The 18,282-nt window shown below is 49.6% G+C and carries 18 protein-coding genes; 5 read left to right on the top strand and 13 right to left on the bottom strand.

Translation table 11 applies throughout. From position 1 onward, the window contains the following. Positions 1–38 precede the first annotated feature (38 nt). Positions 39–875: a peroxiredoxin family protein gene (locus tag HNQ57_RS05025; protein ID WP_184461507.1), complete on the top strand. Its 837-nt coding sequence runs from the start codon at positions 39–41 to the stop codon at positions 873–875. A gap of 25 nt (positions 876–900) precedes the next feature. Here the strand turns inward: HNQ57_RS05025 and mtgA are convergent, their stop codons facing one another. After that, positions 901–1,596: a monofunctional biosynthetic peptidoglycan transglycosylase gene (gene mtgA, locus HNQ57_RS05020; RefSeq protein ID WP_184461506.1), complete on the bottom strand. Its 696-nt coding sequence runs from the start codon at positions 1,594–1,596 to the stop codon at positions 901–903. Positions 1,597–2,118: 522 nt separating this feature from the next. Between mtgA and HNQ57_RS05015 the strand changes: the two genes are divergently transcribed. Then, positions 2,119–2,268: a hypothetical protein gene (locus HNQ57_RS05015; RefSeq protein ID WP_184461505.1), complete on the top strand. Its 150-nt coding sequence runs from the start codon at positions 2,119–2,121 to the stop codon at positions 2,266–2,268. Positions 2,269–2,365: 97 nt separating this feature from the next. On the opposite strand, the gene HNQ57_RS05010 is transcribed toward HNQ57_RS05015, so the two are convergent. The 8 genes from HNQ57_RS05010 to HNQ57_RS04975 all read right to left on the bottom strand — a co-directional run bounded on the left by HNQ57_RS05010 (position 2,366) and on the right by HNQ57_RS04975 (position 9,144). After that, a complete protein-coding gene (locus tag HNQ57_RS05010; protein ID WP_184461504.1) occupies positions 2,366–3,091 on the bottom strand; it encodes a spermidine synthase family protein in 726 nt (241 codons plus the stop codon). 100 nt (positions 3,092–3,191) lie between these two features. Continuing rightward, positions 3,192–3,737 carry a DUF2179 domain-containing protein gene (locus HNQ57_RS05005; protein WP_184461503.1) on the bottom strand — a complete coding sequence of 182 codons (546 nt, stop codon included), beginning with the start codon at positions 3,735–3,737 and terminating at the stop codon, positions 3,192–3,194. Positions 3,738–3,914: 177 nt separating this feature from the next. Further along, a complete protein-coding gene (locus HNQ57_RS05000; protein ID WP_184461502.1) occupies positions 3,915–5,960 on the bottom strand; it encodes a putative bifunctional diguanylate cyclase/phosphodiesterase in 2,046 nt (681 codons plus the stop codon). 324 nt (positions 5,961–6,284) lie between these two features. Then, positions 6,285–7,082, bottom strand: a complete 798-nt coding sequence (locus HNQ57_RS04995) for an SDR family oxidoreductase (RefSeq protein WP_184461501.1) — start codon at positions 7,080–7,082, stop codon at positions 6,285–6,287. A 29-nt stretch (positions 7,083–7,111) separates the two neighbouring features. After that, positions 7,112–7,531 carry an MAPEG family protein gene (locus HNQ57_RS04990; RefSeq protein ID WP_184461500.1) on the bottom strand — a complete coding sequence of 140 codons (420 nt, stop codon included), beginning with the start codon at positions 7,529–7,531 and terminating at the stop codon, positions 7,112–7,114. Beyond that, positions 7,524–7,889: a DUF3703 domain-containing protein gene (locus tag HNQ57_RS04985; RefSeq protein WP_184461499.1), complete on the bottom strand. Its 366-nt coding sequence runs from the start codon at positions 7,887–7,889 to the stop codon at positions 7,524–7,526. Before HNQ57_RS04985 ends, HNQ57_RS04990 begins: the two co-directional genes overlap by 8 nt. Before the next feature lie 86 nt (positions 7,890–7,975). Continuing rightward, positions 7,976–8,470, bottom strand: a complete 495-nt coding sequence (locus HNQ57_RS04980) for an RNA methyltransferase (protein WP_184461498.1) — start codon at positions 8,468–8,470, stop codon at positions 7,976–7,978. A gap of 77 nt (positions 8,471–8,547) precedes the next feature. Next, a complete protein-coding gene (locus HNQ57_RS04975) occupies positions 8,548–9,144 on the bottom strand; it encodes a pentapeptide repeat-containing protein (RefSeq protein WP_184461497.1) in 597 nt (198 codons plus the stop codon). A gap of 433 nt (positions 9,145–9,577) precedes the next feature. On the opposite strand from HNQ57_RS04975, the gene HNQ57_RS04970 reads away from it, so the two are divergent. Further along, positions 9,578–11,017 (top strand): SLC13 family permease, encoded by a 1,440-nt coding sequence (locus HNQ57_RS04970; protein ID WP_184461496.1) that lies wholly within the window; start codon positions 9,578–9,580, stop codon positions 11,015–11,017. 43 nt (positions 11,018–11,060) lie between these two features. Then, the gene (locus HNQ57_RS04965) at positions 11,061–11,456 is read left to right on the top strand and encodes an MAPEG family protein (protein WP_184461495.1); all 396 of its coding nucleotides are present in this window, start codon (positions 11,061–11,063) and stop codon (positions 11,454–11,456) included. Positions 11,457–11,565: 109 nt separating this feature from the next. On the opposite strand, the gene HNQ57_RS04960 is transcribed toward HNQ57_RS04965, so the two are convergent. Genes HNQ57_RS04960 through HNQ57_RS04945 form a run of 4 tightly spaced genes read right to left on the bottom strand, consistent with a single transcriptional unit; the run spans position 11,566 to position 16,690 of the window. Beyond that, positions 11,566–13,326 carry a SulP family inorganic anion transporter gene (locus HNQ57_RS04960; protein WP_184461494.1) on the bottom strand — a complete coding sequence of 587 codons (1,761 nt, stop codon included), beginning with the start codon at positions 13,324–13,326 and terminating at the stop codon, positions 11,566–11,568. Between the two features lie 43 nt (positions 13,327–13,369). Next, complete coding sequence (locus tag HNQ57_RS04955; protein ID WP_184461493.1) at positions 13,370–14,263, bottom strand: MBL fold metallo-hydrolase; 894 nt, start codon at positions 14,261–14,263, stop codon at positions 13,370–13,372. Positions 14,264–14,323: 60 nt separating this feature from the next. Continuing rightward, a complete protein-coding gene (locus HNQ57_RS04950) occupies positions 14,324–15,316 on the bottom strand; it encodes a cytochrome d ubiquinol oxidase subunit II (RefSeq protein WP_184461492.1) in 993 nt (330 codons plus the stop codon). A gap of 3 nt (positions 15,317–15,319) precedes the next feature. Continuing rightward, positions 15,320–16,690, bottom strand: coding sequence for a cytochrome ubiquinol oxidase subunit I (locus tag HNQ57_RS04945; protein WP_184461491.1), 1,371 nt, complete (start codon positions 16,688–16,690; stop codon positions 15,320–15,322). 237 nt (positions 16,691–16,927) lie between these two features. Here HNQ57_RS04945 and HNQ57_RS04940 point away from each other — a divergent pair, with 237 nt between their 5' ends. Further along, a complete protein-coding gene (locus HNQ57_RS04940; RefSeq protein ID WP_184461490.1) occupies positions 16,928–18,250 on the top strand; it encodes a sigma-54 interaction domain-containing protein in 1,323 nt (440 codons plus the stop codon). Positions 18,251–18,282 lie beyond the last annotated feature (32 nt).

Raw genomic sequence — 18,282 nt, 5'->3', positions numbered from 1 at the left:
CGACGGCGCCAATAAATAATAATCTTAAGGACGTGCGTATGAACCGGTTAAAATCGCTATTTATTTCAGCGTGGATGAGCTTGCTCATGGTGGGCGCAGCGCGCAGTGCTTGGGCAATTTACCAAGACCCTAATGCAGTCGCGTGGTATTGGGCTTTGCTATGCATGCTAACGCCCTTATGCTTTTTTGCATGGGTGTTTATCGCTAATGTCGCTCGCACGCAAACAGCCACCAAAGCGGTTTTGGGAATTACCTTGCTTACCTTCCTCGGCGCGGTATTGTCGCCAGTGATTCTTGAGGCCCTTGCGTGGATACTTGGTGCTGGGGTGATCGGAACCGCTTTGTACGAATGGTGGTACTCCAGCTTTGGCGGCAGACACAGTGACATATTGAGTGTTGGTCAAACGCTGCCGAAATTAGAATTTATTAATGACGCTGGCTCGCAGCTTAAACCCCATGAATTGAATAAGCCCTTGCTCATGATTTTTTATCGGGGAAATTGGTGCCCGCTGTGTATGGCGCAGATAAAAGAAATTGCCGGGCAATACCGTGCACTGGCCGATAAAGGCGTGGAGATCTTGCTCATTAGCCCTCAGTCTCAGGGTCATACCGTCGACCTTGCTCAGCGTTTTGACGCGCCAATGCGCTTTTTGGTAGATCGAGATAACGCGATGGCGAAACGCCTCGGTATTGCCGCCCCCAATGGCTTGCCCATGGGCATGGAGGTGCTGGGCTATGATAGTGACACTGTCATGCCCACCGTCATCATGACTGACGCTACGGGTAAAATATTGTTTGCCGATCTTACCGATAATTATCGGCTAAGACCTGAGCCGGAAACATTTCTTAAGGTGTTCTCTCAGGCGGGAATCTGAGAATGCAGAATTACATGGCAAAAGACTATTCCAACGTGGCGAGCCAAGACCGGCCCCCCAGTTTGCGTTGCTGACCAAGATTCCAATTGGCGCGCGCAATCAAATGTGGCGCTGGCGCCGCAGGGTTGTACTTGAGCGGGCTGGGCAAGCTGGAGGCTAGCAGTGCCGATTGCCAGTGGGTTAACTGTGAAGCGTTAATGCCAAAGTGATGCCGACTTGCGGCGCCAATACCAAACACCCCGTCGCCCCATTCGGCGATATTTAAATAAATTTCTAAAATGCGTTGCTTGGGCCAGCATAATTCGACGAGTCCTGTGAACCAAACTTCCAAGCCTTTGCGTAGCCAGCTGCGACCCGTCCACAGGTACATATTGCGGGCGACCTGCTGGCTGATGGTACTGGCGCCGCGCAAACTGCCACGCCGCTCCCGCTCGGCAAAGGCCTTTTGAATCGCCTTTATATCAAAGCCATAATGATTGGGAAAATTCTGGTCCTCAGACACAACAGCGGCTAGCGCGGCATGGCGCGGTATTTCATTCCAGCTTAGCCACCGCTTGTCGAGTTGGTAGTTGGTGCCGCGTTGCTGCCAGCTGCGCTCCAGCATCACCATGCTGATTGGCGGGTCAATCCACCGAAAGGGCAATACCAAGGCAACACTGAACAATATCAATATCAGCAAGCTGCGCCAAAGCAGTCGCGTAAATCCGCTCTTTTTAGCCATCACTTATTCCATAAAGAATTCTGCTTGCCCCATTTATACAGTGAAAGATCGGGGATAATCTAGCGAATGCTCAGACGAATGTTTTGGGTATTGGTTTCACCGCTATTTCGTTCCCGCGCTAAGTGGGCGCCGAGCGTCAACCTCACTATACCGGCGCTTGAGCCGATTACTACGCGCTATCTCGTCACACCGGCCTCCGCGCAGGTAGCCACTACCTATTTCGTCATACCGGCCCCCGAGCCGGTAGCCGCTGCGCCCCTCTCGTCATACCGGCCTCTGAGCCGGTATCCATGGTTGTGGCAGTGGCATGGTTCAGTGGCCTATGGATGCCGGATCAAGTCCGGCATGACGGGGTGTGCGGTCGTACAGGACTTCGCGTAGGTAACCACTAGCCCTCTCGTCATACCAGCCGCCGAGCCGGTATCCGCTGCGCCCCTCTCGTCATACCGGCCTCCGAGCCGGTATCCACGGTTGTGGCAGTGACCTAGTTCAGTGGTATATGGATGCCGGATCAAGTCCGGCATGACGGAGTGTGAAGTTATACCGGTCCCCGCGCAGGTATCCACTACTCATCTCGTCATACCGGCCCCCGAGCCGGTATCCATGGTGGTGGCTGTGGCGTGGTTTCGTGGTCTATGGATGCCGGATCAAGTCCGGCATGACGAAGCGTAGAGTCATACCGGCCCCCGAGCCGGTATCCATGGGTGTGGCAGTGGCGTAGTTCAGTGGCGAATGGCTGCAGTATTATGTCCGGCGTGGCAAAAAAACGTTATTCGCCCTTCACACAAACATACACGGAGTTTGTCGACTCACTATTCTGAAACGGATTATAAAAAGAAACTACATGGGAAGTGACGGTAGCAAATACTGTTTTCAATAAGGCCTCAAAGTGTTCTTCCGGGAGGTTTTGCGACCACATCGCAAATACGCCATTGGACTTGAGTTGATCGGCCATGAGCGAGAGATTTTCAGTGGTATAAAAGCTCGCGTTGGCGGCGTTCAGGAATTCAGTGGGGGAGTGGTCAATGTCTAAGAGAATGGCGTCGAACTTCTTTCCGGCATGCTGGGGATCAAAGCCTGCGCTAGGATCGGTGGCAAGGTCGAAGAAGCTGCCGAGTACATAGCGATTTCGTATGTCGGCGTTGAGTATTTTTCCCAGCGGCACCAGCTCGTCTTTATGCCAGCCTATAACGGTTGCTAGTGCGTCTACCACCAATAGCTCGTTAATGCGCTGGTCTTTGAGTGCTTCTACCGCGGTGTAGCCTAGCCCTAGGCCGCCTACAACCACGCTTAAATTATCGCCCTGAACAGCGGCTAAGCCAAGGTGAGATAAAGCCTCTTCAGCATCGACAAACATGCTCGACATGAGAAACTCATCGCCAAGCTTAACCTCGTAAATGTCTCTGTCGCCAAACACCGGAATACGCCGTTTTCGTAAGGAGATTTCACCGAGGGGTGAGGCTTGGCTATCAATTTCTTCAAATAATAAAGGCATGCTGCTCTGTTCCTAATGATATTTTCGGCTTAGCACTTCTGTCTGTAATTCACCAAACTAACATAATTCAAATATACGTCTTGCCCAATTTATAAAAATACTAGGATAAAAGCCGACGACGAGGCAAAAGGTCAGGGCCGTCATACACGCTTTTTATATCCGATACCGAATAAACGGCGCTGGGATCTAGGGTTCTAATCAGTTGAATAAGGGGAGGGATATTGCGCCGTTTTTCTATAATAAACAGTACTTCAACGGGTTTGGTGTCGCCCATATCGCCGTCGACTGAAACAACCTTAAAGCCCGCGTCGCGTAATTTATCGGCCAGCACATCTCGGTTAAACGAAATACAGCGAATAAGCTCATTGCCAATGGCAAAGTGACTTTCTATGCTAATGCCAACATAATTGCCTACCGCAAAACCACCCGCGTAGGCGACCGCTAAATACCAGTGATCAAGGTTTGTTAAAACTTGTCCGGCTGCAACAAGCCAAATCATTATTTCGAAAAACCCGATAACAGACGCTAAAAGCTTGTTACCACGAAAAACAACAATAGTGCGAAATGTACCAAGCGATACGTCGGCGACCCGAGCAAAAAAGATTAACGGTACTAACAAAAATGGATATTGAACTAATAGTTCCATGCTTAAGCCTCTTATTGGCGGCCAGTGAAACATAAAGGCGCGGACAAGGGCAGCAAAATGGACAATATGAGGCCTGCCTCGTCATCTCAAAAGCGCAAAGAGCTCGGTATTTGTACAGGGGTAAGCAGGGGAGTAAAAAATGACAAAATCCGCAGTTTAGTCGAGTATTAAATCGATCTATTTGCAGACACCTCGTTGTATTAAAGCCTCAAATTCCTCAATTGCTAAGGGTTTGCTGAATAAATACCCTTGGAAGGCGGTACATCCGTCAGCGATAAGTAATTGGCGTTGTTCTTCCGTTTCCACGCCTTCGGCAATGACTTCTATGTTTAGGCCACGTGCCATGGAAATGATCGTCTTTACTATCGCTTTGTCGCTTTTATTTGTGGTGATATCGCGCACGAAGGACTGATCGATCTTGAATTGGTCTAGGGGTAATTGCTTGAGGTACTGCAGTGACGAAAAGCCGGTGCCAAAGTCGTCCAAAGAAAATTGAACGCCAATTTCTTTTAATGCTTTCATGGTATCAATGGTAATGTCGATGTCTTCCTGCAACAGGCTTTCTGTTAATTCCAGTTTGAGTAAACTGGCGGAAATACCATATTTTTTCACTGCAGCCTTTACGTGAGTAACGAAATCGGCTTGCCGAAATTGCAGGGCGCTCACGTTTACCGCGAGTGTTAAGCTGCTAGTTTGGTGGCTTTTTTTCCATTCACGTAGCTGTGCACAAGCTGATTCTACAACCCATTTGCCAATGGGTACGATCAATCCGGTGACTTCCGCCAAGGGAATAAATGTTGCAGGTGATATTAGGCCGCGTTTTTTGTGTGGCCAGCGGATTAAGGCTTCTGCCCCTACTACACGGTTGGAATTGTCGACCTGAATTTGGTAATACAAACGAAATTGCGAGGTTTCAGCGGCAATGCGCAATTCATGTTCCAGGCTGGTGCGGATGTTAATGATGTCCTGCATTTCCTGGTTAAAAAATCGCAGAATATTTCGGCCCTCTTTTTTGGCTTGATGCAGGGCGATACCAGCTTGTTTCAGTAGTTCTTCAGCACACTGACTATCATGCCCGAAAAACACCGCACCCATACACGCGGTGCCACGGTATTTGTGCTGGTATAGCTGATAAGGTTGATTGAGTGCAGTGAAAAGCTTCACACTCATGGCCTTGGTCATTGCGGCCGCTTCTATGGGGTGTATGTCTAGATCTTGCAGAATTAACACAAACTCGTCATCTCTGACGCGTGCCAAGGTATCGCCTTTGCTTATGCAGGAATTGAGGCGTTGCGTAGTTTGTTCCAGTAATAAATCCCCGTGGCCGTAGCCGAGGGTGTCGTTAATATCTTTGAAATTATCTAGGTTGATAAAAATCACGGCATTTTGTGCGCATTTACGCATGCTAGACGCTATGGCGTGCTCAAGCCGATCAATCAATAGACGTCGGTTAGGTAGGCCGGTAAGGGGGTCATAAAAGGCGAGGGTGTGGAACTCTACGGCCCGCTTATCTTTTTCTTCATTTTGAAACGCCAGCTCAGTGTTGGCAAGGGCCAGCTCAGCTGCGCGCTTATCTTTCTCTTTGTTCTGAAAGGCGAGTTCGGTATTGGCAATGGCGAGCTCAGCCGCTCGCTTACCCTTTTCTTCATTCTGAAAGGCTAGCTCGGTGTTGGCTATCACCAGTTCCGCCGCGCGTTTGCCTTTCTCCGCATTTTGAAAGGCCAGCTCAGAATTCGCGGCGGCCAGTTCGGCTGCGCGCTTGCCTTTCTCGGCGTTTTGAAAGGCTAGCTCAACATTGGCAATGGCAAGCTCAGCGGCGCGTTTTCCCTTTTCGGCATTTTGAAAGGCCAACTCGGTATTAGCAGTGGCCAGCTCAGCCGCGCGCTTATCTTTTTCTTTGTTCTGAAAAGCCAGCTCGGCATTGGCGATGGCCAATTCTGCTGCGCGTTTACCTTTTTCTTTATTTTGAAAGGCCAGTTCGGTATTGGCGATGACCAACTCAGCGGCCCGCTTATCTTTTTCTTTACTTTGAAAGTTAAGTTCGTCGGCACGTTTGCCTTTTTCGGTGTTTTGAAAAGCTAGCTCTGTATTCGCGATGGCTAATTCGGACGCGCGCTTGTCTTTTTCTTGATTTTGAAAGGCCAGCTCTGCGTTGGCAATAGCCAGCGCCGCATTGGCAGTAGCCAGCTTTGCTGAGCTTGGCTTACTATGCTTGTTATTCACAATCCTTCCCCGTGTCGTCACTCATAGGTGTCTCCATTGAAGTCGTTAAATGTCCTTTTAAATTAGTTCCTTGCGATAGTTCGAAATGTATTTTCTAGAGATGACACAATGATAATTGTGCGTTGCCGAACCTGCTGCGAACACAATAGTAAGAAATGAACGCCGCCAAAGGGCGCGAAGAAGCCGCTATAGTTTAATTCCGCCACCATTATAGAGCCGTAGGATATGATCTATAATAAGGGATGACCGCTATGATAGGAGGCGATGGAGTATTCGGAGCACCGCGCCTTATGGCCAAAAAAATCGCCCCTTCTACTTGGGCCGCTATCGATATTCCATACCCGCTGAGATTCGGTTAAATAAACCGGGGAAGAAACGTTTGATCGTCGGGGCTAGGGCGCTTATTCCCTTGCCGACTATGATTTCGTCGCGGCCTTTAATTATGGCGCTAATAATATCTTGGACACATTTCTCTACTGGCATGCCATTGATAATGGACTCATCATCTTTATTCTGAGCCTGGCCGCTGCCATTTAACGCATTCACCGCAATATTTGTTTTAATGGAGCCGGGACAAACAGTGAGGCATTGAATACCTTGGTGCGCCGTTTCCGCCCGCAAACAATCCATAAAGCCGACTACCGCGTACTTTGAACCCGAGTAGCCAGTACGCAGCTTAGATCCAATTTTACCGGCGACACTGCTAATACTAACGACCATGCCCTGCTGACGTTCGATCATTGCTGGCAACAGCGCTTTGGTCATTGCCACGGTACCCAGATAATTAACGTCCATTAGCTTCCGATAAACGGCAAGATCAGTATCCACAAAAAGTGAACGCTGGGATATGCCGCCGTTGTTAATTAAAATGTCTACTGGACCAATCTCAGCTAATTGCGCTTCAACCAGGGTAATGAGCTTATCTGCCTCAGCTAAATCCAAGGGCACAACCCAATGTTGCTTGCGTCCACCGGGTAATGTTTCCGCAATTTCCATTAGGCGTTCTTGGTTACGCGCCGACAGCACAATTCTAGCGCCCCGCTCGGCGAGTTGTTTACACAGCTCCATACCAATACCTGAGCTGGCGCCGGTGATCCAAATTGTCTTGTTTTCAATATCCATTATTTTTCCTCGTGAATATTCGCGCTAGATTAACTCTGCCATAGCGAGCTAGCGAGTATCAGTGCCATCACTAGCACCATGATTACGCTAAAGGTAAATATTTTCCGTCGTACTGGCACATAATTCGAACCGGTATGGACATAGGCGTGGGCAAGGCGGCTAAACACAAAGAGCCAGGAACAGGTCAACACTGAAAAATTGACAGCGTCGATTACTGCGAGTGAAATTGCCAATACATAGAACAACACCGGAACTTCAAACTGGTTGCGAATACAATTATTAATCTTTAATACGTAATCTGGCCATGCGTCATCATGTAAACCTCGGCGTTGCTCATTAACATGCCCGGCTTTGGCCGCTCGCACTTTAGCAATATTTAGGGACACATAAAGCGCTAGGGTGAGTAAGACCTGAACCAAAACGGGTAATAAAATAAGCTGGCTATGCATTAGCTTTGACCTTAGCGATAATCGCCGCGTGTTCGGGCGATATGGGCATCGATTTCATGGGACTCACATTGCTTCCGCCGGTGTTGCCGACGGGCACGCCATTGATGGCGGTTAATGCCGCCGCGCCAATAATTCTAATAAGCTGGCCGAATGTTTCTGTAACATCTTGTTGTCTTATTCCCCAAAGCATCATCAGGCAGTGGACTTTTACGTGCCAATAAGTTGATTCTTGCCCAAGCACATGGGCGTTTTCTAGGTGGGTAAAGGCCTTAGCATAATCCTTAGATTGCTGGTTTTGACTTGCCTTTAGCAACTCCGCCTTTACATACGGGGCTATGCGTCTAGAAAATGTGGCCAATGCTCCTTCCCCCTAGAATATAATTATTCGTGATGCCGCGATTAAGGGCTGATTTTCTATCATAATATTTTCTTGGAACTTTTGAACTATTTCTTTGTGTGCCGATGTTTACTCGTTAATACTCCTTGATGGTGGGAGTAATTGTCACCTTTAGCAAGGCGGTCATAGAGCACTACATTTACCGTGGCGGCTAAGTTCATGCAGCCTTCTGTGGGAATATAAACAACGTCTTCGCAAAATTCAGTGATTTCTTTCTTAAGGGTGCCGTCTTCTGGGCCAAAAATATAGAACGCCTGGGCGGGGTGTTTGTAGGTGGTGAGCGGCTTGGCACCATCAATCAATTCGACAGCAACCGGCACACAACCCAGGGGAATTACGTCTTTTAGTTCCTTTACGCCAATGAGTGGTATGGCCTTATAAATTTTTTGGGTGTCAGTGTAGAAGGGCTTGGCGTGGTCGTAGCGGGTGCCGGTATAAAACACCGAATTGACGCCATAACAACCAGCTGCGCGCATCACTGATCCGATATTCTCTGGCGACTTAGGATTGAAGAGGCCAATACAGGCATAACTTTTTTTCATAAATATTGCACATTGATATTAAATTAATGTTTTTAGAGTCAGGATGCTACGAAAATGGGTCGTTATAAATGATTTATTTAATCTACTAGTTCGATCTCAAGGCTATCAAGAAGTCGAAGCGACTCGAAACGGGTGAATTTAGCTTTTTTAATGGTATTGCGGTAGATGTCAATATCATAGCCAGTTGCCTCTGAGAAGTCTGCGCCAGATAAATTCGTGTTGGCAAAGATACAGCCAGATAGATCGGTATAAGTGAAATTGGAATTACTAAAGTCACCGTCTCGGAAGTCAACATTATGCACCTTACATTCCTCCAGCGTTAAATCTTGTAGAGAAAGTCCATAAAATGACGAGTCGTTGAGTATTGATGTGTAAAACTTAATTGGCGAACTAAACATTAATCGCGGCCATGAAACTTTAGTCCAATTAATGCCAATTAGTTTTGAATCTCGAAAACAAACATCCGAAAACTTACTGTACTCCATTTTTACATTGCTCAAGTTGCAGCCCGTAAATTCACAGTCGACAAAGTTGCATTGCTTAAATGTGGCCTCGCTAAAATTGCATTTATCAAAGGTGCAGCCATCGAACTCTTTCGAAGAAATTTCTATTTCAGAAAAATCTACGCCAATAAACTTTTCTGACCAATACTCACTTTTCTCTTCCAAGTTCACTGGCACTCTCCATTTAGTAAGATGCAAACTGATAATGTCTAAGCATACTGACGATATATCACCTCTGTGAAAATCATGCCCACCCGGGAGTCGTTAGGCTGCCATTGGTGTTTATGTTTCACATAAATAGCAGGCTTAAAGTATGTAACGATGGGGTTGGCGAGAACAGCTATTTATAATAGAGAATCACTGAATCGTCGCTTATATGTATTTAAACATGCTGAAAATAAGCGGCTTACCATAATTCAAATACTAATATATAGAAAGCGCCTTTTTAGCGACCGCCATATTGCCATGCGGGCGACAACAGTATGCCCCTGCGTAGCGTTAATTCTCCAGGCAATAAGGTGCTATAAGTTTCTGGTCTATACTGGTCGCTTGTGAAAGCCCGTAGAGCTAGAAATTCAGTACCCTAAATGAGATAAGAGTCTTAATGAATAGTGGAAAAACAACAAGGCCTTCGATGCTAGCGTTAATCATCGGTCCGGCAATGCTGGCCTTCACCCTGCTACTACCCGCACCCGCCGGCATGAACCCAGAAGCGTGGCTGGCCCTCGGCGCTGCCCTGTGGATGGCGACATGGTGGGCGACTGAGGCGGTGCCGATTCCGGCGACGGCGTTATTGCCCTTAATTTTGGTGCCGGTCTTGGGAATTGCTAAGGTCGAAGATTTGGCGGATGCCTATGCCAACGGCATTATATTTTTGTTCTTGGGTGGTTTTCTCTTGGGTTTGGCGATGCAGCGTTGGAATCTACATCGCCGTATTGCGTTGAATATTTTGCTGGCGGTGGGCCAGCAGCCTACTCGGCAGGTCGCGGGCTTTATGATTGCCACCGCGTTTTTGAGTATGTGGGTGAGCAATACCGCGACCAGTATTATGATGCTGCCAATTGGTTTGTCGGTGATTAGCTTTTTGCCTGCGGGCAATGACGGTGAGCGTCGGCGCTTTGCGGTTGCCTTGTTACTGGCCATAGCCTACAGCGCGAGCATTGGCGGTATTGCGACCTTAATCGGTACACCGCCCAATGCGATGTTGGCGGCGTATTTAAAAGACAGCCACGATATTAACATCGGCTTTGCTCAGTGGATGAAAATCGGCTTGCCGGTGGCATTGGCTATGTTGTTGTTTACCTGGTGGTGGCTTTGTCGCAAGGGCTTTGCAGGTTTAGAAACTGCAGGCAGTGGCGATTTGCTGCGTGCAGAGTTGCACAAGCTGGGGCCATTAAGTGGCGCCGAGGCGCGGGTGTTGTTGATCTTTTTAGCCACCGCAGCAGCGTGGATTTTTCGGCCCTTAATAGGCGCTTATGTGCCAGGTATTAGCGACACGGTGATCGCAATGACGGCGGGGGTGTTGTTGTTTACGGTGCGCTCCGGCGGCTCAGATTCCCAAGCCTTGCTCGACTGGGAAAGTGCCGAAAAACTGCCCTGGGGGGTATTACTGTTGTTTGGCGGCGGCTTGGCCTTGGCAGTTATGATTAAAGATTCTGGTTTGGCCGAGTGGCTGGCGCAAAACTTCGCTTTGCTCAACGCTTGGCCGCTGTTTGCTGTGGTGCTGACGATTGTGACAGTCATTATTTTCTTAACCGAGATCACCAGTAATACCGCGACCACAGCCACATTCTTACCGCTGCTAGGGGCCTTGGCCGTGGCGCAGTCGGTATCGCCTATGTTATTTGTTATTCCCGCCGCCATTGCCGCGTCTTGCGCGTTTATGATGCCGGTGGCCACGCCACCCAATGCAGTGGTGTTCGGCAGCGGTGAACTGCGCATTAAAGATATGATGCACGCAGGATTCTTATTGAATCTATTTGGTATAGGCTTGGTAAGTATTTTGGGCTATTACATTGTGCTAGCGTTGTTTATCGCCAGCTAGCCCGTGTAGTGTTGATGGTAATTATTTATTTGGAGACGCTACGATGAATATTGCACTTATGTGTATTGGCCTACTGGGCGCCCTATGTATTGGGATGGGCATCGCGGTGACCGTGAACCGAATAAAACAAAAGCAGGGCTCGGGCTGCTCAACGGATCCCAAAGATACCTTGCATAAGTATATTCGCGCTCATGCCAATACTATTGAATTTGCGCCGGTACTTATGGTGCTGATGTATATTTTGAGTCAGTCGCAAATGGCGGGCTGGGTGTTGTGGTCGATTGTTTTGGTGACCGTGTCCCGCTTTGTATTGGTTGCCGGTCTTATTTTTCCGCGAACCATGTCGCGGCCAAATCCAATTCGTCAAATCGGTGCGGGGGGCACGTATATTTTTGGTCTGGCGCTGTGTGTGGCAGTTTTGCAGTTGGCAGGGGGATAAAGCTTTCCGCTGGATGGGAGGCGGCAGACGCAAGTTAAAAGGCGAGTCTTTCGGTTTGCCGCCCAAGGTCTTTGCGTTCACCGTCTCCCATGAAGCCTCTCGCGGTAGCTCAAATATCCCAGCTTGGTGTGGTACTTGGCTTCTGCTTTGCATTCGCCGCAACAATATTTTGCACCCCGAGATGGTGCGATAAAAATACTTGCCCGCTGAGGTGTTTTATAAACTCGGTATGGGCAAGTACATCCATCACCGGCCCCTTTACTTCAGACAAATGCAGGGTAATGCCGCTGTCTTTTAAGCGCAGGTTGATAGACTCCAGTACCTCTAAGGCGCTCAGGTCAATTTCATTTACGGCGGTGCACATTAAGATGACGTGTTGAATATCTGGGCAGGCGTCGACTAATTCATAAACTTTATCTTCGATAAACCCGGCATTGGCAAAGTACAGGCTTTCGTCAATGCGCAGCGACAGGATATTGCTGTGGGTAATCACTTTGTGGCGATTAATATTGCGGTAGTGTTCGGTGCCAGGTACTTCACCGACCACGGCCATGTGGGGCACTGAGGTTTTGTATAGGTGTAGGGCGAGCGAGGCAAACACGCCACAGGCGACGCCGGTTTCTACACCCATAATCAAGGTCACTACAAGCGTGGTGACTACGGCAATAAAGTCGCTGCGCGCATAGCCCCAAGATTTTTTGAGTATGGAAAAATCGACCAGTGATAAGACCGCAACAATAATAGTGCCCGCCAAAGTGGCCTTGGGTAAGTAGGCCAAGTAAGGCGTGAAATACATAGCGGCGGCAGCAATACCCACCGCGGTAAACATACCGGCCGCTGGGGTGACGGCGCCAGCGTCAAAGTTAACTACCGAGCGCGCAAAACCGCCAGTAACCGGATAGCCGCCAGAGAATGAGGCGGCAATATTGGCGGCGCCAAGACCGATCAGTTCTTGGTTTGGCACAATGCGCTGGCGGCGTTTGGCGGCCAGTGTGTGGCCAACCGATACCGACTCAACAAAACCGATAATGGAAATAAACACCGCTGACAACATGAGTTCACGCCAGGCGTCGTGGCCGAGTTTGGGCATTTGAAAACTGGGTAAGCCGGTTGGTACCTCACCTACCAAGACGACACCCTTGCTGCCAAGGTCAAAATAGTAGGCGGCATAACTGGTGGCGATAATGCCGAGCACGGGGCCGGTCTTTGCTAACATGGTAGCGGCTTTGTCGCTGAGCCCGGTGCGCACTAGCAGCGGTTTTAGCCCGCTGCGTACCCAGAATAAAAAGATCAGCGTGGGAAGACCCACTGCCACGGTATAAAAGTTGGTATTGGCCACCGAGGCAGAGAGCGAGTGCAGCAGGGCAAACAGGTTTTCGCCATCGGCATTGATGCCCAATATATATTTAAGCTGACTACAGGCAATAATAATGCCCGAGGCAGTAATGAATCCGGCAATGACGGGGTGGGATAAAAAGTTCGCTAAAAAGCCCATGCGCAGCAAGCCCATGCCGAGCAGGAATACACCCGACAAAAAGGCCAGCAATAAGGCGGCTTCGATATAACTCACACTGCCGGTACTGGCAATATGCCCAATGGCCGAGGCGGTCATGAGTGATACCACCGCGACGGGGCCCACCGACAAGGTGCGACTGGTGCCAAAAATACCGTAGGCGACCAGTGGCAGCATACTCGCGTACAAACCCATTTGCGGCGGCAGCCCCGCGAGCAGTGCATAGGCGAGGGACTGAGGAATCAGCATGATGGTGACGATTAATGCCGCGAGTAAATCACTAAATAGCACGTCGCGGTTGTATTCGCCTGCCCAGCTCAGAATGGGGAAGTAGGATTTAAGCGTCGTTTTATGCACTGGTATTCCTTAGCCTAATGTCGCTGTGTTTAGCATAGCTAATTTACAGCGTATCTAAAGGCACTTTGAGGTACACGGTGCCATTGCTGTCGGCTTCAGGCAAATGTCCGGCGCGCATATTAATTTGCAGTGAAGGAATAATGAGCCGGGGCATGCCCAAGGTGGCATCGCGTTTTTCGCGCATGGCCACAAACGCGTCTTCGCTTATACCGCTATGCACGTGAATATTGTGCTCGCGCTGCTGTTTGACGGTAGTCTCATACTCCACGTCGCGACCATTGGGCATATAGTCGTGGCACATAAACAAACGCAGTTCATCGGGCAGTGACAGTAAACGCTGAATTGATTGGTAGAGCACCCGGGCATCGCCGCCGGGGAAATCGGCGCGGGCGCTGCCGCCGTCGGGCATGAACAAGGTGTCGCCCACAAAGGCCGCGTCGCCCATAATATGGGTCATGCAAGCTGGGGTGTGACCGGGAGTGTGCAATGCGTGACACTGCAAGTTGCCCACGGCGTACTGATCGCCGTCTTTAAAGAGTTGGTCAAACTGAGAGCCGTCGCGCTGGAATTGACTGCCTTCGTTAAAAATTTTTCCGAAGGTTTCTTGTACGGTAATAATGTGTTCGCCAATACCGATCTTGCCGCCAATTTTTTCTTGAATATAGGGCGCTGCCGACAAATGGTCGGCGTGCACGTGGGTTTCAATAATCCACTGTAAATCGAGTTGTTGTTCGCGAATATAATGAATGATCTTATCCGCACCTTGTAAGTCTAAATGCCCTGCGGCGTAGTCTATTTCCATCACCGAATCGATAATAGCGCAGGCCTTGGATGTTGGGTCTTGCACAACATAAGAAAAGGTATTGGTCGGTTCGTCAAAGAAGGGAACAACCAGCGGTATTTGTTGTAGATTGGGTGTAAATGAAATGGCGCTCATTGGGATTCTCCGGTAGTAGCAAGTCGCGGATTTTTTATTGCGATCATTTTGACAAATACACTATTCATACGAAAGCGCCGTGGCTTTGCCATGAAAAATGCGGTACATAAAAAAGGTATAAAACAAAATGACGGGCAGGGTGATAACAACACCGACCAAGGTAAATTGTAGCGACTTAACCGAGGCGGCGGCGTCCCAAATCGTCATTTGACCAATAATAATGTCGGGGAAAATACTGTAAGCCAGGCCTAGGCTCGCCATAACGCAAATTACGGCAGTGGCGGCGTAAATTAGCCAGCCATAGCCGTGGCGAAGAATGTTGGGTTTGCCCAACAGAATAAAAATTGCCACATAACAGATAATACAGCTCAGCGGGATTGGCAGTAGCAGGATGGTGTACGGCAGGGTAAACCATTTGGCGGCAATCGCCGGGCTGACCATGGGTGTAGCTACCGAGACCATAAATAGGCCAAGCCCCATGGGCCAAATCGCCATGCGGCCCCAGGCGATAGCCTTATTTAATAATGCGCCTTCGGTTTTCATTAGCAGCCAGCCGCAGCCTAATATTAAATACAGGGCGGGTAGGGTCATGGCAATGAGCGCAGAAAATAACAGGCTGGTTATGTTGTCTTGTAGGCCGGTGATGTAGGCGCCGAGCATCCAGCCCTGGGCTGTTGAGGCTATTAAGGACCCCGCAAAAAAAGCCTTATTCCAACGGCCGCGATGGTGGTCGCCCGCTTTTACCCGCAGGTCAAAGGCCACGCCGCGCAGCATTAAACCCATGAGCATGATGGTGACTGGCAAATATAAGCCGCTCAGAATAATGCCGTGGGCGAGTGGGAATGCGATTAATAAAATGCCAACGCCGAGCACAATCCAGGTTTCATTGGCGTCCCAGAAGGGGCCAATAGAGGCGATCATCATGTCTTTTTCGTCTTCTTCCGCCAGTGGCAGTAATAAGCCAACGCCGAGATCATAGCCGTCTAGCATCACGTAAATGAGCAGCGCCAAGCCCATTACGCCCATATAAATAATTGGTAGCCAATATTCCATTGTTCAGTGCTCCTTGTTCTTTGGCGGCTTATCGTCAGCGCGATTGCGGCTCGGTAAGTTCATCATTACTAAGGAGGCCGCTGGCTTGTTCGACATGTGGCGCAGGGCGGCAATATAGGAGCCCAACAGAAACACATAAAGCGCGACATAGCCAAATAAGGTACCGGCGAGGGTGGCGCTGCTGTGATCGGCGGCGACGTCGTTCACCGTTAAAACGCCAGTGACTATCCACGGCTGGCGGCCGATTTCAGTCACATACCAACCGGAGAGAACCGCGATCCAGCCAGAGAATGCCATTGCAGATAAAAGGTGGAGTATCGTTTTGCTGGGCCGATGTTGGCCGCGAAATTGCCAGGCGCTGATCCAGGCAGTGAGTAGCATTAAGCCGCCCATGGCGAGCATAACGCGAAAGGACCAAAATACCATGGCAACCGGTGGATGCTCGCCTTTAAAGTCGTTCAAACCCTGCACTTGGCCGTGGCGGTCATGGGTTAAAATTAAGCTGGCAGCGTAGGGCACCTCTATGGCAAAACGGTTACTCCGGGTGGTTTCGTCGGGCAGGGCGAACACGGTAAAAGGCACAGCTTCTTCGGTGTCCCAAATAGCCTCCATCGCGGCTATTTTAGCGGGCTGATGTTCTAGGGTGTTAAGGCCGTGAAGATCGCCGATAAAAATCTGTAAAGGCGCTAATACGGCGGCAATGATGACACCGGTTTTCATTACCTTCCACGTTGCTGGGCCATCAACGTTTTTCAGTGCCCGCCAGGCACTGACCCCCGCCACTAAAAAGGCGCTGGTGAGTACTGAGGCAATGAGCATGTGGAAGAAACGGTAGGGAAAGGAGGGGTTGAAAATCACCTCTATCCAGCTGTCGACCATCACCACGCCGTCTTCTAAATGATAGCCGGTTGGGGTTTGCATCCAGGAGTTTAGGCTGAGGATCCAGAACGCCGACAAGGTGGTGCCAAAGGCGACTAAAAAGGTACTGATTAAATGCAGACGGTTGGATACGCGATCTTTGCCAAACAACATAATGCCGAGGAAGGAGGCTTCTAAAAAGAAGGCAGTCAGCACCTCGTAACCGAGCAGCGGGCCTGCGACGTTACCGGCCTTTTCCATAAACCCTGGCCAATTGGTGCCAAACTGAAAGCTCATGGTAATACCAGATACCACGCCCATCGCAAAGGTGAGGGCGAAGACCTTTACCCAAAACAAATAGGCGTATTCCCAAGCTTTGTCACCAGTTAGGGTGTAGCGCAAGCGAAAAAACAGCAGGATCCACGCAAGGCCAATAGATATGGCGGGAAAGAGAATATGAAAACTCATATTGGTGGCAAACTGAATGCGTGCAAGTACAAAGGGGTCGAAACTCATGCCTGCGCTCCCAAAAGATATGCTATTACCAAGACTTGCGAGTGGATTACGATTATGGCCCTGTGTACATAATGAGCAATAGCTATGCCACGGCAGTGAGTACCTACTGTCCGCGTTTAAGCTGCTGTTTTATAAGCTTTATTTGTTTTATCGTGCGTGGCGAGTCAAGAATGGGCTCGATAACCATGCGCTTTGTTGTCATTATTGGCAATCACTTTGACAATTTTGGCAAAAACCATGCAATTGATTGCAAGCGACACCGACCAAGGCTTGGCGCGAATGCTGGACGGCTATAGTGATCCCGCGATTTTAGTGTCGGCAAATTATGAAATTCTGGCGACAAATGAGCGCTACCGCGAAACCTTTGGCGAGATTGAGGTTGATCGTGGCGCCCATTGCTATGAAGTTTCCCACGGTTACCGGGTGCCCTGTGACCAAGCGGGTGAAAGCTGTCCGCTGCTTGCCTGTAAAAGCTCTGGTGCCAAAGAGCGTGTGCTGCATATTCACAGTACACCGCGGGGAAAAGAGCATGTCGACGTTGAAATGCTGCCGATTCGCGGCGACGACGGTGAGTTAAAGTATTTTGTCGAAATTTTAAAGCCTGTCTCCATTGCCAGCGCTGAATTTAGCACCCAACAAATGGTGGGGCGGAGCCCCGCGTTTAATCATTTGGTTGATATGATTAACCTCGTTGCCAGCCGCGATACCTCAGTGCTCCTCATGGGCGAGTCGGGCACGGGCAAGGAGTTGGCCGCTAAGGCAATTCACCAGGCCAGCCCCCGTCATAAGCATCTTATGGTGACGGTGGAATGCGCAGGCCTCACCGAGACCTTGTTTGAGAGCGAGCTATTTGGTCATGTGAAGGGCGCCTTTACCGGCGCGGTTAGCAATAAGCCGGGCTTGCTGGAAAATGCCGAAGGTGGCATCTTGTTTCTGGACGAAATCGGTGACGTGCCACTGGGCATGCAGGTTAAACTGCTGCGCTTGATCGAGACCGGCAGCTATCGCGCCGTGGGCAGCACCCAGCTCAAGCGCGCCCAATTTCGTTTGATTTGCGCCACCCACAAAAATCTAAAAGAGCAGGTCGCCTGCGGGGCGTTCCGGGAAGATCTCTATTACCGCATTAACGCCTTTCCCATTGTGTTGCCGCCATTGCGAGAGCGCTGCGAAGACGTGGGTATTATTGCTAAATCCATTCTCGGTAAGCTCAGCCCAGACGAAAATTACCGTCTTACGGACTCTGGCATTAAATTACTCAGTGGCTGCCACTTTGCAGGTAATGTTCGGGAATTACGCAATGTGTTAGAGCGGGCGACAATCTTCGCGCACTCGAATATTATTGATGTGAACATTCTGGCGCGGTGTTTGCTGGATGCAGCGCCATTGCAGGCTGTTGATCAGGCCGGACAGTGGCCCGATTTAAAAACGCAGCAAGCGCGTTATCTCAATGATTTACTTGAGCATTGTCAGGGCGATAAAAGCCTGGTTGCAAAAATAGCGGGAATTAGTTTGCGATCGCTTTATCGCAAGCTGGGTTTGCTGGAGAAGGAAAGACGTTGAGTTTTATAGGTATTTCACAGGGATGGCACGAC

This window comes from Zhongshania antarctica (assembly GCF_014202945.1).
GTDB lineage: Bacteria > Pseudomonadota > Gammaproteobacteria > Pseudomonadales > Spongiibacteraceae > Spongiibacter > Spongiibacter antarcticus.
The sequence above is the reverse complement of the archived record's forward strand: the minus strand, read 5'-3'. Positions and strand labels throughout refer to the sequence as shown.